12 protein-coding genes are annotated in these 15,746 nt (G+C 70.5%); 5 read left to right on the top strand and 7 right to left on the bottom strand.

What is annotated here, in order from left to right; all coding sequences use genetic code 11:
- Positions 1 to 29: 29 nt before the first annotated feature.
- Genes ACXIZN_RS19355 through ACXIZN_RS19340 form a run of 4 tightly spaced genes read right to left on the bottom strand, consistent with a single transcriptional unit; the run spans position 30 to position 5,511 of the window.
- A complete protein-coding gene (locus ACXIZN_RS19355; RefSeq protein ID WP_457956047.1) occupies positions 30 to 1,436 on the bottom strand; it encodes an aminobutyraldehyde dehydrogenase in 1,407 nt (468 codons plus the stop codon).
- Complete coding sequence (locus ACXIZN_RS19350) at positions 1,433 to 3,088, bottom strand: thiamine pyrophosphate-binding protein (protein ID WP_457956045.1); 1,656 nt, start codon at positions 3,086 to 3,088, stop codon at positions 1,433 to 1,435. Before ACXIZN_RS19350 ends, ACXIZN_RS19355 begins: the two co-directional genes overlap by 4 nt.
- Positions 3,085 to 4,038, bottom strand: a complete 954-nt coding sequence (gene speB, locus ACXIZN_RS19345) for an agmatinase (RefSeq protein ID WP_034318045.1) — start codon at positions 4,036 to 4,038, stop codon at positions 3,085 to 3,087. Before speB ends, ACXIZN_RS19350 begins: the two co-directional genes overlap by 4 nt.
- A gap of 21 nt (positions 4,039 to 4,059) precedes the next feature.
- Entirely contained in the window at positions 4,060 to 5,511 is a 1,452-nt protein-coding gene (locus tag ACXIZN_RS19340; protein ID WP_457956043.1) for a sodium:solute symporter, read from the bottom strand.
- 110 nt (positions 5,512 to 5,621) lie between these two features.
- Between ACXIZN_RS19340 and ACXIZN_RS19335 the strand changes: the two genes are divergently transcribed.
- From ACXIZN_RS19335 to ACXIZN_RS19320, 4 genes are all read left to right on the top strand, one after another.
- The gene (locus tag ACXIZN_RS19335; RefSeq protein ID WP_457956041.1) at positions 5,622 to 7,103 is read left to right on the top strand and encodes a PucR family transcriptional regulator; all 1,482 of its coding nucleotides are present in this window, start codon (positions 5,622 to 5,624) and stop codon (positions 7,101 to 7,103) included.
- A gap of 151 nt (positions 7,104 to 7,254) precedes the next feature.
- Complete coding sequence (locus ACXIZN_RS19330) at positions 7,255 to 7,932, top strand: response regulator transcription factor (protein WP_185927010.1); 678 nt, start codon at positions 7,255 to 7,257, stop codon at positions 7,930 to 7,932.
- Positions 7,929 to 9,056 (top strand): sensor histidine kinase, encoded by a 1,128-nt coding sequence (locus ACXIZN_RS19325; protein ID WP_457956040.1) that lies wholly within the window; start codon positions 7,929 to 7,931, stop codon positions 9,054 to 9,056. Before ACXIZN_RS19330 ends, ACXIZN_RS19325 begins: the two co-directional genes overlap by 4 nt.
- Before the next feature lie 26 nt (positions 9,057 to 9,082).
- Positions 9,083 to 9,907 (top strand): aldo/keto reductase, encoded by an 825-nt coding sequence (locus ACXIZN_RS19320; protein ID WP_457956039.1) that lies wholly within the window; start codon positions 9,083 to 9,085, stop codon positions 9,905 to 9,907.
- Between the two features lie 95 nt (positions 9,908 to 10,002).
- Here ACXIZN_RS19320 and ACXIZN_RS19315 read toward each other — a convergent pair whose 3' ends face one another.
- On the bottom strand, positions 10,003 to 11,604 hold the full coding sequence (locus ACXIZN_RS19315) for a histidinol-phosphatase (protein WP_457956038.1): 1,602 nt from the start codon (positions 11,602 to 11,604) through the stop codon (positions 10,003 to 10,005).
- Positions 11,605 to 11,682: 78 nt separating this feature from the next.
- Here ACXIZN_RS19315 and ACXIZN_RS19310 point away from each other — a divergent pair, with 78 nt between their 5' ends.
- Positions 11,683 to 12,228: a permease-like cell division protein FtsX gene (locus ACXIZN_RS19310; RefSeq protein WP_457956036.1), complete on the top strand. Its 546-nt coding sequence runs from the start codon at positions 11,683 to 11,685 to the stop codon at positions 12,226 to 12,228.
- A gap of 157 nt (positions 12,229 to 12,385) precedes the next feature.
- Here ACXIZN_RS19310 and ACXIZN_RS19305 read toward each other — a convergent pair whose 3' ends face one another.
- The gene (locus tag ACXIZN_RS19305; RefSeq protein ID WP_457956034.1) at positions 12,386 to 14,497 is read right to left on the bottom strand and encodes a 3-hydroxyacyl-CoA dehydrogenase NAD-binding domain-containing protein; all 2,112 of its coding nucleotides are present in this window, start codon (positions 14,495 to 14,497) and stop codon (positions 12,386 to 12,388) included.
- On the bottom strand, positions 14,497 to 15,729 hold the full coding sequence (locus ACXIZN_RS19300) for a thiolase family protein (protein ID WP_192745365.1): 1,233 nt from the start codon (positions 15,727 to 15,729) through the stop codon (positions 14,497 to 14,499). The genes ACXIZN_RS19305 and ACXIZN_RS19300 overlap by 1 nt, the downstream gene beginning before the upstream one ends.
- Between the last annotated feature and the right edge of the window lie 17 nt (positions 15,730 to 15,746).

Raw genomic sequence — 15,746 nt, 5'->3', positions numbered from 1 at the left:
AACTACCGCATCCAGAGGACGAAACGCGGTCAGGCGAAGCGGGTCATGACGTGCTTCACGCGGGTGTACTCGGCGAAGGAGTAGGACGAGAGGTCCTTCCCGTGGCCCGAGTGCCCGAAGCCGCCATGGGGCATTTCCGAGACCAGCGGCCCGTGGGTGTTGACCCAGACGCAGCCGAAGTCGAGTTCGCCTGAAACGCGGGTCGCGCGTGACAGGTCGTTGGTCCAGATCGACGAGGCGAGCCCGTAGGGGACGCCGTTGGCGAGGCGCACCGCCTCGTCCTCGTCCGCAAAGGACTGGACGGTGATCACCGGGCCGAAGATCTCCTCCTGCACGATCTCGTCGTCCTGCTTCAGGCCCGAGATCACGGTGGGGGAGAAGAAGAAACCGCGGTCACCGGCGGGCACGCCGCCGGTTTCCACGCGAGCGTGCGACGGCAGCCGCTCGACGAGCCCGCGGACCCGGCCGAATTGCGCCTCGCTGTTGAGCGGGCCGAAGTCCGTGCCGGGCTTCTGCGCGGCGGCGGCCTTGGTCAGCTCCGCGACGAACTCGTCGTGGATCGCCGCGTCCACCAGCACGCGGCTGCCCGCGGTGCAGTCCTGCCCGGCGTTGTAGAACGCCGCGCCGACGATGCCCTCGGCCGCCTCGGCGAGGTTCACGTCACCGAAGACCAGCAGCGGCGCGTTGCCGCCGAGTTCGAGGTGCGTGCGCTTGAGGTCGGCCGCCGCGACGGTGGCGACGTCGATCCCGGCGCGGGTCGAGCCGGTGATCGACACCAGCTCGGTGATCGGGTGCTTCACCAGCGCGCGGCCGGTGTCGCGGTCGCCGCACAGCACGTTGAACGCGCCCTGAGGCAGGAACTCCGCCGCCACCTTCGCCAGCAGCACGGCCGTCGACGGCGTGGTCTCCGCGGGTTTCAGCACGACGGTGTTGCCCGCGGCCAGCGCGGGGGCGATCTTCCAGACACCCATCATCAGCGGGTAGTTCCACGGCGCGATCTGCGCGCAGACGCCGACCGGCTCGCGGCGGATCGCGGACGTGTGCCCCGGCAGGTACTCCCCGGACGCGGTGCCTTCGAGCTGCCGCGCCGCACCGGCGAAGAACCGCAGCGCGCTGACGCACTCCGGGATCTCCTCGTCCAGCACGACGGCGCGGATCTTGCCGGTCTCGCGGATTTCGAGCTCGGCGAACTCCTCCGCGCGCGACTCGACCGCGTCGGCGATCCTCAGCAGCGCGAGCTGACGCTGGGCGGGAGTGCTCTTGCGCCACACCTTGAACGCCCGCTCGGCGGCCGCCAGCGCGGCGTCCACATCGGACTGTTCGGACAGGACGCTGGTGCCGAAGACCTCACCCGTGGCGGGATCCACCAGGCCGAGCGTCCGCGAGCCCGACGCCGGTACCTCGGCGCCGTCGACGAAATTCAGGACCTGAGTCATTTCTTCTCCAGGTGGGTCGGCTCGAACATCTTCAGCAGGGCGGGGAGGACGACCAGCGACGGACCGGGTGTGCCGAGGGCTTCGGCGAGGTCCTTCCCGACGGTGTCCAAAGAGGACAGCGTGGCCGGGACGCCGAAGGACCGCGCCAACGCGGCGAAATCGGGCCGCGCGAGCTCGGTGGCCGTGGACTGGCCGAACGCGCCGGTCAGGTACTCGCGCAGGATGCCGTAGCCGCCGTCGTCGATGACGAGCCACGTGACGTCCAGCCCGTGCTGGACCGCCGTGGCCAGCTCAGCGATGCCGTACATCGCGCCGCCGTCGCCGGACACCGCCAGTGTGGGGCCGCCGGTCGCCGCCGCGCCGCCGAGCGCGCCGGGCAGGCCGTAACCGAGCCCGCCCGCGCCCTGCGCGGTGTGGATCGGCGCGCCCTCGGGGTTCCACGCCGACCAGGCCCAATAGGCCGCGATCGTCATGTCCCAGAACGTCTGTGTGCCCGCCGGGATCGCCGCACGGATGTCGTCGATCAGCTTGCGCTCGGCTTCGAGTGCCTGGCCGTCGAGACGTTCGCCCACCTTGGCCAGCAGATCCGCGACCGCCTTCTCGGCGACGCCGTCGCTCTGCCGGAACGGAACCTGCTCCAGAAGCCCTTGCAGGGCAAGCCGGACGTCGGCGTGGATGCCCAGGGCCGGGTAGTTCGACTCCAGCTTCCCGAGATCGGCCTCGATCTGGATCAGCCGGCCGCGCGGGGCGAATTCGCGATAGTTGCTGGACAGCTCGCCGAGCCCGGAACCCAGCACCAGCAGCACGTCCGCGGCCGACAGGAACTCGGTGCTGTGCCAGTCTTCGAGCCACGACCGGCCGGACAGCTCGTGGTCCCAGCCGAAGACGCCCTTGCCGCCGAACGTCGACAGCACCGGCGCGCGCAGCGCCTCCGCGAGCGCCTTGAGTTCCGCCTGCGCGCCGGAGCGCAGCGCGCCGCCGCCCGCGAGGATCACCGGATTCTTCGCCGCGCCAAGGAGATCCGCGGCTTCGGTGATCAGCTCCGGCAAGGGCTCCAGCGGTGCGGGCCGTGCCGTCACCGACGTGATCCGCGGCAGATCGGCGGGTGCCAGCAGGATGTCCTGCGGGATCTCGACCCACACCGGGCCGTACGGCGCGGTCGCCGCCGACTCCCACGCCTCGCGTAACGCCGTCGGGATCTGGCTGACGGTGCGCACCACGTGCACCGACTTCACCACGTCGCGGAAACTGGCCTGCTGATCGGGCAGTTCGTGCAGGTACCCGTGCCGTCCACCGCCGAGCCCGGCCACCGGGATCTGGCTGGAAATCCCGAGCACCGGCACCGATGCTGCCCGGGATTCCTGCAACGAAGCCAAAGTCAGCAACGCGCCGGGGCCGGTCGACACGATCATCGGCGTCACCGGGACCGGGCCCTCGGGATTCGCCGCGAGCCGGGCGCGGGCGTGCCCGTCGGCCGCGAACGCCAGGTTGTTCTCCACCCGCGAGCTGACGACGCGCAGGTCGTCCGTGCGCCGCAGCGCTTCGAACAGGCCGAGCGCGTGCTGGCCCGGCAGGCCGAAGACGGTGTCCGCGCCGAGCGCGTGGAGGGTTTCGACGACTACGTCGCCGCCTATCCGTTCAGTGCTGGTCATGCGCCCTTCCCCAAACTGAGCAGGCTCACCAGGTCGTAGGCGACGTGGGAAGCCGCGATGGCGGTGATCTCGGCATGATCGTAAGCCGGGGCCAGCTCCACCACATCGGCTCCGACGAGGTTGCAGTCCCGCAGCCCGCGCAGGATCTCCAGCAGTTCGCGGCTGGTCATCCCGCCCGCTTCGGGGGTCCCGGTGCCCGGCGCGTGCGCGGGGTCGAGCACGTCGATGTCGACCGAGATGTAGAGCGGGCGGCCGCCGATGCGCTGGCGCAGCGCGTCGACGGTCTCGGCGACCCCGCGGCGCATGACGTCGCCGGAGGTGACGATGCCGAATCCGAGGCGGCGGTCCTCTTCCAGATCCCGCTTGCCGTACAGCGGGCCGCGCGTGCCGACGTGGGACAGCGCTTCGGTGTCGAGGAGGCCTTCCTCGGACGCCCGCCGGAACGGGGTGCCGTGGGTGTACGGCTCGCCGAAGTAGGTGTCCCAGGTGTCGAGGTGCGCGTCGAAGTGCAGCAGTGCCACCGGTCCGTGCTTCTTCGCCGCCGCCCGCAGCAGCGGCAGCGCGATCGTGTGGTCGCCGCCGACGGTCACCAGGCGCGTCCCGTTCGCGGTCAGCGCCTCGGCCTCGCTCTGCAGCGTTTCGATCGCCTCGCCGATGTTGAACGGGTTGAGCGCGATGTCACCGGCGTCGACCACCTGCGTTTCGGCGAACGGGGAAACGTCGAGTTCCGGGTGGTACGGGCGAAGGAGGCGGCTGGCCTCACGCAGCGCCGCGGGGCCGAACCGCGCGCCGGGGCGGTAGGACACCCCGGCGTCGAACGGCACCCCGACGACGGCGACGTCGGCGTGCTCGACCTGATCGATCCGCGGCAGCCTCGCGAAGGTCGCGAAACCGGCGAACCGGGGCACCCTCGAAGAGTCGACGGGTCCGATCGGGGTCTGCTCAGGCACTGTGTCTCCTTCGAATGGTTGTCAGGACTGCGAAGCGGCGAGTTTCGCCTCTTCTTCTTCGGCGGCCGCGCTGCCGTTCAGGCGGCGGGTCCACACGGTGAGGATCTCGTCCGAGGTCCGCGGGGTGAGGAAGCTGACCAGCAGGTACACCGCGAGGCTGGACCCGAGGCCCCAGTAGATCGGGCTGTTGGCCTCGACGCCGTCGACGAACATGAACGTGATGACCACGACGGTGCCGACGACCATCGACGCGAGCGCGCCCTGGCGGGTGCCGCGTTTCCAGGCAAGCCCGCCGATGATCGCGACCAGCAGGCCGCCGACGAGGATGTCGTAGGCGATGGTCAGCGCGTTGACGACGTCGTCCACCACCATCGCGATACCGATCGCCGCGATGCCGAGTACCAGCGTGGTGACCCGGTTCCTCGTGACCTCGTTGACGGCCTTCTTCAGGCCCAGCTTGGAAAGCAGGTCCGAGGTGCTGACCGTCGAGCACGCGATGAGCGCACCGCTCGCGGTCGACATCATCGCCGAGAGCGCCGCCGCGAGCACCAGCCCGCGGACCCCGGAGGGCAACTGGTCCTCGACGATGGTCGCGAACGCGTCCTGCGCGCTGGCGAGGTTCGGGTACAGCGTCTTGGCCGCGGTGCCGATGAGCGCGCCGGCGAGACCGTAGACCAGGCAGTAGACGCCGGAGATGACGCCGCCGCCGGTCGCGATGCCCGGCGTCCGCGCGGTGAACACGCGCTGCCAGATGTCCTGGCCGATCAAGAGGCCGAAGCTGTAGATGAGGAAGTAGGTGAAGATCGTGTCGCCGCCGATGGCGGTCAGTTCGAAGTAGCTCTCGTCCAGCCGCGCGGCCATCCCGTCGAAACCGCCCGCGGAGACGATCGAGACCGGCAGCAGGATCAGCAGGATGCCGATGGTCTTGATGACGAACTGGACGATGTCGGTCAGCGTGATCGACCACATGCCGCCGAGGACCGAGTAGAGCACCACGATCGACCCGCCGATGGCGATTCCCGCCCAGCTCGGCACGTTGAACAGGACCTTGAAGATGGTGGCGAACGCCAGCGTCGAGGTGACGGTCAGCATCAGCGTGTAACCCCACATGACCACGCCGGAGATGGTGCTGGTGGAACCGCCGTAGCGCAGGTCGAGCATCTCGCCGACGGTGTAGACCCGCAGTTTCACCAGCCGCCGCGCGAACAGCGTGTGGAGGACCAGGATGCCGACGCCGATCGCGATCACGAGCCAGGCGCCGGAGATGCCGTAGGTGTAGCCGAGCTTCACCCCGCCGACCGTCGAGGCGCCGCCGAGGACGACCGCGGACATCGTGCCCGAGTACATGAACCAGCCGAGGCGGCGGCCCGCGACGAGGTAGTCGGATTTGGTCTTGGCGAGCCGCAGCCCGAACCAGCCGACCCCGATCATGCCCGCTATGTAGAGCGCGATCACCGCGTAGTCACCGGCCACGGTGTCCTCCTTGACTTGGGCTGTTCGCTTCGTTCGGGTCACCGTAGGTTCGTTCGCGGCTTGAACGACATGGGATGATCCATCCGAACTCTGGCGGGAGTGAGGATGAAATGACCCGAAGCCACGATCCGTTCGACGCGGATGTGAATGTCCCGTTACGGGCCGTGGTCGGCAACCCGGAGCTGGCACTCGACCCGGTCGTGGAGACCCTGCGGCCGGGCTCGCTCGACGCCCCGGTGCGCTGGGCCCACGTCAGCGAGCTGCTGGATCCCGCGCCGTACCTGCTCGGGGCGGAACTGCTGCTCACCGCCGGGGTGAACCTGCCGGTCGAGCCCGCCGAGATCGACCGCTACGTCCGGAGGCTGGCCGAAAGCGGGATCTCCGCGCTGGGGTTCGGGCTCACGCCGGGGGCCTACGAGACGCTGCCGCCGCCGTTGCGGACGGCGTGCGCCCGGCACGGGCTCCCGCTGCTGGTCGTCCAGCCGCGCACGCCGTTCCTGGCGATCAGCCGCGCGGTGTCGGTCGCCCTCGCCGAGGCGGGGCAGCGGGAGCAGCGGCGGATCGCGATCGCGCGCGAGGCGCTGACCAGGGCGGCCGGTGAAGGGCTCGGCGAACTGGCCGGCGCGCTGGCCGGGCGGCTGGGGGCCTGGGTGGCGCTGGTCGGCGTCGACGACGTCCTCGCCGCGGACCACGGGGCGCCGTCGCCGCTGCCCGCGGAGGTCCGCGAGCTCCTCGCCACGCTCCGGACGGGCCGGGGGATCCGCAGCGCGACCACGGAACTGGCCGACGGCACCCACGTCGTCGCGCAGCCGGTGTACCCGCAGGCGACGGCGTCGCATCTGGTCGTGGTCGGCCGCGTCGCCCGGTTCGACGGCGCGGACCGCTCGATCCTGTCGGTCGGGGCGGCGCTGCTCGGGCTGGCGGGCCGCGCGGGTTCGGACGCGGCCGGGCTGGGCGCCACCGCCACGGCGTTGCTGCTGGGGGAGACCGGCGTGATCGGCGGGGACGAACGCCGTGTGGTCGCGGGGATCGCGTACCGCCGGGGGCCGAACGAGGTCGCCGTCCGCTACGACTGGCTGCGCGCCCGGCTCGACACCCCGCTCGTGCGGTTGCGGCCGGGGCCGCGGTTCACCGCGATCGTCCGCGAGGCGCCGGAGATCGGCGACCTCGACCGGCTCCGCGCCGACGGCTGGCTCGCGGTCGTGGGTTCGCCAGTCCCGCCCGCACGGCTTCCCGAAGCGGCGGGCGAGATCGAGCTGCTGCTGACGCGGGCCGCCGCACTGGAACGGCCGGTCGTGGCCGAAGGCACCGCGGGGCTGGACGCGCTGATCGATCCGGGCGCCGCCGCCGGGTTCGCCGCCCAGGCGCTGGCGCCACTGCGCGAACTCGACCGGAAGGGTGACCGCGAACTGGTCGGGACGCTGCGGACCTGGCTCGCGCATCACGGCGGCTGGGACCGGACGGCCGCCGAACTCGGCGTGCACCGCAACAGCGTCCGGCACCGGATCGGGCAGATCGAACGGGCGCTGGGGGTGGATCTGTCGGATCCGGAGATCCGGATGCGGCTGTGGTTCGCTTTGCGCTGGGCGTGAAGGGCTCGGGTGCCCTTGGGGCCGGGCGTCGCGAAAGCCACTTTCGGGACACCAGACGTCTCGAAAGTGGCTTTCGCGACATCCGAGACCGCTGGTCACGGTCGGTCGGTCCAATAAGGTCACTCTCAGGAATGTGTGGCAACGTAGGGTCGTGCGAATTCTGGTAGTCGAAGACGAAGAACCCCTCGCCGACGCGATCGCACGCGGCCTGCGGCGCGAGGGCATGGCGGTGGACATCGCGCTCACCGGTGACGACGGGCACGAGAAGGCGGCCGTCACCCGGTACGACGTCGTGCTGCTCGACCGCGACCTGCCCGGCATGTCCGGCGACGACCTGTGCCGCGAGATAGTCGCGTCCGGCGAGCTGACCCGCGTCCTGATGCTCACCGCGAGCAGTTCCGTTTCGGACCGCGTCGACGGGCTTTCCCTCGGCGCCGACGACTATCTCGCCAAACCGTTCGCCTTCCCCGAACTCGTCGCGCGTGTGCGGGCGCTCGGCCGCCGCGCGACCCCGGCCGCGCCGCCGCTGCTGACTTCGGGCGACGTCGAACTGGACCCGGCGAGGCGGACCGTCCGCCGCGCGAGCGGTCCGATCGAGCTGACCCGCAAAGAGTTCGGCGTACTCGAGGTGCTGCTGTCGGCCGCCGGCTCGGTGGTCAGCAGCGAGGAACTGCTCGAACGCGTGTGGGACGAGAACGCCGACCCGTTCACCACCACCGTCCGGGTCACCGTGATGACCCTGCGCAAGAAGCTCGGTGAGCCGGGCATCATCGAGACCGTCGTCGGCTCCGGCTACCGGGTGCCGGAGCAGGGGACCGCACGCGGGTGAACCTGTCCGGTGCCCGCAGCCTGCGCGCGCGGGTCACGCTGCTCGCGACCGGGCTGGTGGCACTGGTCAGCCTCCTGTTGCTCTGGCTGACCTGGAACCTGGTCGGTGACGCGGTTTCCGCCGTCCCGCGGCTGCCGCCGGGCACCACGGTGCGGGTCGACGGCGTCGACGTCGACGCATCCGCGGTCACCGAGCATCTGCGGGTGTACGCCAGGAACCGGGTGCTCCTCTTCGGCGCGGTCGCGTTCTGTTTCGTCGTGCTGGCGGCCGGGATCCTCGCGTGGACGTTCACCGCGCGGGTCCTGCAACCGCTGCGCGAGATCACCGGCACCGCGCGGCGCCTGTCGATCGAATCGATGGGCGAGCGGATCGGCGAGGTCCGCACGAAGGACGAACTCGCCGAACTGGCCGAGACCTTCGACGACATGCTGGACCGGCTGCAGGCCGCGTTCGACGCGCAGCGGCATTTCGTCGCGAACGCCAGCCACGAACTGCGGACGCCACTCGCGGTCATCCGCACCGAACTCGACGTCACCCTCGCCGACGAGCACGCGGACGAAGCCGAATTACGCCGGATGGCGGGTGTGGTCCGCGACGCGACCGAGCGGGCCGAGCGGCTGGTCGGTTCGCTGCTGCTGCTCGCGCGCACCGACGGCGCGGGACTGGTGGCCAGGGAACCGGTCGATCTCGCGGTGATCGTCGCGACCGCGTGGCGCGCGGCGCGGCCGGACGCGGAGAAACGCGGTCTCCGCGTCGAATTCGCGACCCAGGGCGCGCCGACGTTCGGCGATCCGGCGCTGCTGGAGCGGATCGCGGGAAACCTGCTGGAGAACGCCGTGCGGCACAACGTCGACGGCGGGTGGCTGGACGTCGTCACGCAGGCGGGTCCACAGTGGTCGGTGCTGCGGGTGCGGTCGTCCGGCGGCCTGCTCGACCCGGCCGCGGTCCCCGAACTGTTCGAACCGTTCCGCCGCGCCGGTGTCGCCAGGACCGCCCGCACCGGCGCCGGGCTGGGGCTTTCGATCGTGCGGGCCGCGGTCCAGGCGCACGGCGGCACGGTGTCCGCGGAACCCGTTGTGGGCGGCGGTCTTTCGGTGACCGTGCACCTGCCCGCTCTGCCCTGACCCCCGCCTGGGGTTACTGTTCGACCATGGTCCCCAGTATTCGGCTGAACAACGGAACGTCCCTCCCGCAACTCGGGTTCGGGGTGTACAAGATCGGCGACGACGAGGTCGTGGACGCGGTCCGCACCGCCATCGAGGCGGGTTACCGGGCCATCGACACCGCCACGCTGTACGCCAACGAACGCGGAGTCGGCGAGGCCGTCCGCACCAGCGGGCTGCCCCGCGAGGAACTGTTCGTCACCACGAAACTGTGGAACACCGAGCACGGCTACGACTCGGCGTTGCGCGCCTTCGACACCAGCCTCGGCGAGCTCGGCCTCGAGTACGTCGACCTGTACCTGATCCACTGGCCGCTGCCCGCGCAGGACAAGTACGTGGAAACGTGGCGGGCGCTGGAAAAGATCGCCTCCGACGGCCGGGCGAAGGCGATCGGCGTCTCGAACTTCCAGATCCCGCATCTGGAGCGGCTGATCGAGGAGACCGGGATCGTCCCGGCGGTGAACCAGATCGAATGCCACCCGTGGCTGCAGCAGCCGTTGCTGCGGAACTTCCACGAGAAGCACGAGATCGTCACCGAGGCCTGGGGTCCGCTGGCGCGCGGCGGGGAACTGCTCGCCGACGAGAAGATCACCACGATCGCGGAGAAGCACGGCAAGACACCGGCGCAGGTCGTGCTGCGCTGGCATGTGGAGATGAACCATCTGGTGATCCCGAAGTCCGTCACGCCGGAACGGATCAAGGAGAACATCGACGTCTTCGACTTCGCGCTCGACGCGCACGACGGCGCCGCGATCGCGACGTTGGAGCAGGGGAAGCGGCTGGGACCGGACCCGGACACCCTCGGCTCGTGAGTGATGCCCTTACCGCATTTAGTCCTCTAAATGCGGTAAGGGCATCCGGCGGGCACGTTGCCCTGCCGCATTCAGTCCCCTGAATGCGGCAGGGCTTAACGCACGTCCACGAAGATCGGGTTGCCGTAGAGCCACAGGTCTTCGAACGGGTTCGACTGCCCGACCACGTCGGCGCTCGGTTCGATCCCGCCGGCCACGTGCTTCTTGCCGTCCGTGCCGCGCGTGCGCACGAAGAACGGCTCGCGCACGTTGCGGAACGTGTGCCGGAAGGCCACCCGCCGGCCCGGCGCCCAGCGCGGTTCGAAGGACCGCACGACCCGCGTGCCCGGGGCGGTCTGCGTGTCCCGGTCGGCGGACGGGCCGGTCACCGGTCCCGAAACGAGGTCGAGCCGCGCGAGCCGGGGGATCGTGCCGCCGCCGTTCGGCCGGGCGGCCAGCTTCGCCGAGACGACGACCGTGACGTCGGATCCGCGCCGCACCCGCAGCCTGCCGCCCATCGTCGCCGAGCTCCACCCGCTGTACGCGCCGAACTCCAGTTCCTGCGCGAGCCCGCCGTGGACCACCCAGACGCGTCCCGCGCGCAGGCCCTCCAACACGCCTTCGTGGCTTCGGCGCGACACACCGACGACGGTCCGGCTGAACTCGGCGGGCGCGAAGTCCGCGTACGGGGGCAGAGTCTGCGGGACGCCGGTGTCGATCGGGTCCGGGTAGGCGCCGTGCTCGTCGTAGTAGCCGTCCGGGACACCGGGCCGGACGTGGGTGTCGCCGCGGTTGTAGTGCGAGTCGGAGTTGCTCGTGATCCACCACGGCTTTCCTTCGGCCAGCAGCGAATCCCAGAGCCCGCCGACGGTCGCGGTGCTCCAATCGAAGCCGCCGTAGGTGCGGTACGCCGACGCGGGGAAACCCGGCCACGAGTTCGAACCGGGGGAGTTGCCGTACCCGCCACGCGCGCCGCCGCCGCTTCCGAGCGGTTTCGGGAAGCCGTCGGCCTGGGCGCCCGGCGCGCCTTCCATGCCGATGACGATCCCGGGCGCGGCGTCGCGCAGCGCGCGGATCTCGTGCGGGGCGATCCGGCCGTTGCGCAGCGGATGGTTGACGACCACCACCGGCGCGTGGATCCGGCGGGCCCGCTCTTCGGCGGCGAGCCAGCGGATCGCTGCGACGGCCAGCGCCTCGTTGTCCGGCGTGCCCGGCTCGGTCCCGGTCAGCCGCCAGTCGAAGGTGCGCTCGAACTCCCGCAGCTTCGCGGCCTGGTTCGCCCCCGCCTGGAAGAACAGCGTGGCGTGCTCGGCGCCCGGCACGTTCCACTCCATGCCCTGCCACAGCAGGAGGTCGGGGTGCTCGCGCTGCGCCGCTCGGATCGCGGCGTCCGTGCGCTCCACCGACGACTTCTCGTGCGCGGCGTGGCCGTGATCGGTGATCACCGCCCAGTCCGCCCCGTGGCGGCGCGCGTCGACGGCGATTCCGTCCACTGTGTACATAGCGTCGTAGGAGTACTGCGTGTGGATGTGGTGATCGCCCACCAGCCACCGGTAGCGGTCCCGGCCGAAGAGCAGGTCGACATCGATGTCGAGGTTCAGGTCGAGGGCTTCCGCCGGGGCGGTGGCGGCGAGCGGGGCGCCCGCGGCCGCCGCGGACACGAGGCCCGCGCGCTTGAGGAATCCGCGGCGGTCGACGCCGGGCTTTTCGCTGTTCACCGGCGGCACGGTAAAGAGCCCGGCTGAACGGGTGATGACCGGACGGCGAATGAACCGCGCCGTGTGATGATCGTCCCTGTGGAAGAACCGGAACGGACACCGAAGGCGTCACGGCGGTTGCTCTGGGTGGTCGCCGCGGTCGCGGTCCTGGTCCTCGCGGCCGTCGCGACGACGGCCGTCGTCGTCCTGAACCAGGTCACCGGGAAGCCCGTCCCGGCGGCGTTGCCACGGGACCCCGTGCCCGTCCCCTTGGGGGAGCGGGAACTCTGCGGGCTCCGGTTGCTCGTGGCCGTCGGTGCCGACGCGGACATGGCCACCGCCGCACAGGCACTCCAGGACGATCCGAAGGCCCGCCGGGTGCTCACCGAAACCAAGGTGCAGGCGTACGAGCGCTTCAAGAAGCTCTTCGCGGACCGGCCGGAGCTGCTGAAGCTGGTGACACCGCACAATCTTCCCGCGGCCGTCCATCTCGTGCCCGTCGCCGGGACCGACGTCGAAGGGTGGGCGAACGAGTTGCGACAGCGGTTCCCCACGGCGGAAAAGGTCGAAGTACTCGATCCCGCGCGGATCGCCGCTCAGCTGACGACCACGCCGCCGCACTGCCCGCCCTCCGGGGAACGCTGACGGCCCGTCTCCCCGGGGGATGGCCGGGGAGACGAACTTTCCCGTACGGGCCCAAGACTTTCACGAAAACGTAGCGGCTCGCCATCAAATCAGCGGAAAACGTGAAAGGCCACCGCCTGCGATCAAGGGATCGCCGACGGTGGCCTTTCGTCGAGGCTCAGGAGAGCGGCACGCTCGCCACGCCCGGGGCCAGGAACGGCTTGCCGTTGACCTTCTCGGACACACCCGCCCGGTCCAGGTACGGCGTGATGCCGCCGAGCCAGAACGGCCAGCCCGCACCGAGGATCAGGCACAGGTCGATGTCCTGCGCCTCCGCGACCACGCCCTCGTCGAGCATGATCCGGATCTCTTCGGCGATCGCGGCGAGCGCGCGGTCACGCACCTGCTCGGACGTCGACGGCGAGTCGCCCTGCTGCCAGAGCTCGGCCACCTCGGGGTCGACGGTGGCGTTGCCCTTGTCGTCCCACTGCCAGACGCCCTTCTTGCCCGCCTTGACGAAGCGGTCCAGGTTTTCGCTGACGGTGAACCGGTCCGGGAACGCCCCGTGCAGGGTCTCCCCGACGTGCAGGGCGATCGCCGGGCCGACGAGCTGCATCAGCGTCAGCGGCGTCATCGGCAGGCCCAGCGGCTCGAGCGCCTTGTCGGCGACGTCGAACGGCGTGCCCTCGTCGACGGTCACCAGCACCTCGCCGAGGAACCGCAGCAGCAGCCGGTTGACCACGAACGCGGACGCGTCCTTGACCAGCACGCTCGACTTCTTGAGCTGCTTGCCGAGCGCGAACGCCGTCGCCAGCGCGGCGTCGTCGGTCTTCTCCGCGCGGACGATCTCCAGCAGCGGCATCACCGCGACCGGGTTGAAGAAGTGGAACCCGACCACGCGCTCCGGGTGCTTCAGCTGCGACGCCATCGCGGTGATCGACAGCGACGAGGTGTTCGTCGCCAGGATCGCCTCGGGCGAGACGTACTGCTCCAGGTCGGCGAAGACCTTCTGCTTGACGCCCAGCTCCTCGAACACCGCCTCGATCACGAAGTCGGCGTCGGCGAAGGCGGACTTGTCGAGCGAGCCGGTGACGAGCGCCTTCAGCCGGTTCGCGCCGTCCGGCGAGACCCGCTTCTTGGCCAGCAGCTTGTCGATCTCACCGTGCACATAGGACACACCCTTGTCGACGCGTTCCTGGTCGACGTCGGTGAGCACCACCGGCACCTTGAGGCGGCGGACGAACAGCAGCGCCATCTGGCTGGCCATCAGGCCCGCGCCGACGATGCCGACCTTGTTCACCTTGCGCGCCAGCGACTTGTCCGGCGCGCCCGCCGGCCGCTTGGCGCGCTTGTTGACCAGATTGAACGAGTACAGCCCGGCGCGCAGGGTGTCGTCCATCAGCAGTTCGGCGAGCCCGTCGGTCTCGGCCGCGTAACCGCGGTCGAGATCGTTCTCGCGGGCCAGCTCCAGCAGCTCGACGGCCTTGGTCGCACCGGGGGACGCGCCCTTGGTGCGTCCGTCCACAATGGCCTTGGCGCGGGCGATCGCGGCGTCCCAGCCCGCGCCGCGGTCGATCTCGCGGCGGGCGGGGGTGATCTCGCCGTTGACGACCTTCGCCAGCCACAGCAGGGACTGCTCCAGGTAGTCGGCCGAGCCGAAGACCTCGTCGACGATGCCGAGCTCCGCCGCCTGCGCGACCTTGAGCATCTTGTTCTGCGCCAGCGCGTTCTCGATGATCACGGTGACCGCGGCGTCCGGCCCGATCAGGTTCGGCAGCAGCTGCGTGCCGCCCCAGCCCGGGAACAGGCCGAGGAAGACCTCGGGGAACGCGATCGCGGCGGTGTTCTCCGAAAGCGTGCGGTAGTGGCAGGAGAGCGCGAGTTCGAGCCCGCCGCCCATCACCGCGCCGTTGACGAACCCGAACGTCGGGATCTCGGATTCGGTGAGGCGCCGGAACACGTCGTGCCCGGTCTGCGCGATCTCGCGCGCGAGCGCCGGGTCCGCGACCGCTTCGACACCGGAAAGGTCGGCGCCGACGGCGAAGATGAACGGCTTGCCGGTGACCGCGATCGCGGCGGGTTCCGCGGCGAAGGCGGCGTCGATCGCGGCGTTGAGGCTCACCAGGCCCTGCGGGCCGAAGGTGTTCGGCCGGGTGTGGTCGTGGCCGTTGTCCAGGGTGATCAGGGCGACCGGCTTGTCGAGCCCGGGCACCTTCACCAGACGCGTGACCGCGTTCGTGACGACCTCGTCGGGGAAGGCGGCTTTCGCCTGCTCAGCGGTGAAAGTCATTACTTCGCCCCCTCAAAGGCCGGGTTCTCCCAAATAACGGTGCCGCCCATGCCGATGCCGATGCACATGGTGGTCAGGCCGTAGCGCACGTCGGGGCGCTCGGCGAACTGACGCGAGAGCTGCGTCATCAGCCGGACGCCGGACGAGGCGAGCGGGTGACCGCAGGCGATCGCGCCACCCCACTGGTTGACGCGGGGGTCGTCGTCGGCGATGCCGAAGTGGTCGAGGAACGCGAGCACCTGGACGGCGAACGCCTCGTTGATCTCGAACAGGCCGATGTCGTCGATCGACAGGCCCGTGCGCTTGAACAGCTTCTCGGTGGCCGGGACCGGACCGATGCCCATGACCTCCGGCTCGACGCCGGCGAAGGAGTAGCCCACCAGGCGCATGCCGATCGGCAGGCCGAGTTCGCGGGCGGTGTCCTCGTCGGCGAGCAGGGCCGCGGTGGCGCCGTCGTTGAGGCCGGCCGCGTTGCCCGCGGTGATCCGGCCGTGCGGGCGGAACGGCGTCTTCAAACCGGCGAGCTGCTCGACGGTGGTGCCGGGACGGGGCGGCTCGTCCTCGGTCGCGAGACCCCAGCCGAGTTCCTTGGACCGGGTGGCGACCGGGACCAGCTCGGGGCCGATCTTGCCGGTCTTCACGGCCTCGGCGTACTTCTCCTGGCTGCGCGCGGCGAAGGCGTCGGTGCGCTGCTTGGTGATCGCCGGGAACCGGTCGTGCAGGTTCTCCGCGGTCTGGCCCATCACGAGCGCCGTCGGGTCGACGAGCTTGTCGGCGATGATGCGCGGGTTCGGGTCGACGCCCTCGCCCATCGGGTGGCGGCCCATGTGCTCGACGCCGCCGGCGATGGCGATGTCGTACGCGCCGATGCCGATCCCGCTCGCGGTGGTGGTGACCGCGGTCATCGCGCCCGCGCACATCCGGTCCAGCGCGAACCCGGGCACCGACTTCGGCAGACCGGCCAGCAGGGCCGCGGTGCGGCCGATGGTCAGGCCCTGGTCACCGATCTGGGTGGTGGCGGCGATCGCCACCTCGTCGACGCGCTCGGGCGGCAGCCCGGGATGCCGCCGCAGCAGTTCACGGATGGCGTTGACGACGAGATCGTCGGCACGGGTGCCGGCGTACATACCCTTTTCGCCTGCCTTGCCGAAGGGCGTTCGCACCCCTTCGACGAAGGCGACATTGCGTACCGACCGCGCGTTCGGCGCGAGCGGTGTTGCTCCTGCGGCCACGAATGCTCCTGAAGTTG

This window comes from Amycolatopsis sp. TRM77291 (assembly GCF_054166285.1).
The sequence above is the reverse complement of the archived record's forward strand: the minus strand, read 5'-3'. Positions and strand labels throughout refer to the sequence as shown.

Coding starts and splice junctions, on each gene's coding strand:
- ACXIZN_RS19355 (WP_457956047.1), bottom strand. CDS start 1,436: ATGACTCAGGTCCTGAATTTCGTCGACGGCGCCGAGGTACCGGCGTCG.
- ACXIZN_RS19305 (WP_457956034.1), bottom strand. CDS start 14,497: ATGACTTTCACCGCTGAGCAGGCGAAAGCCGCCTTCCCCGACGAGGTC.
- ACXIZN_RS19320 (WP_457956039.1), top strand. CDS start 9,083: ATGGTCCCCAGTATTCGGCTGAACAACGGAACGTCCCTCCCGCAACTC.
- ACXIZN_RS19335 (WP_457956041.1), top strand. CDS start 5,622: ATGACCCGAAGCCACGATCCGTTCGACGCGGATGTGAATGTCCCGTTA.
- ACXIZN_RS19350 (WP_457956045.1), bottom strand. CDS start 3,088: ATGACCAGCACTGAACGGATAGGCGGCGACGTAGTCGTCGAAACCCTC.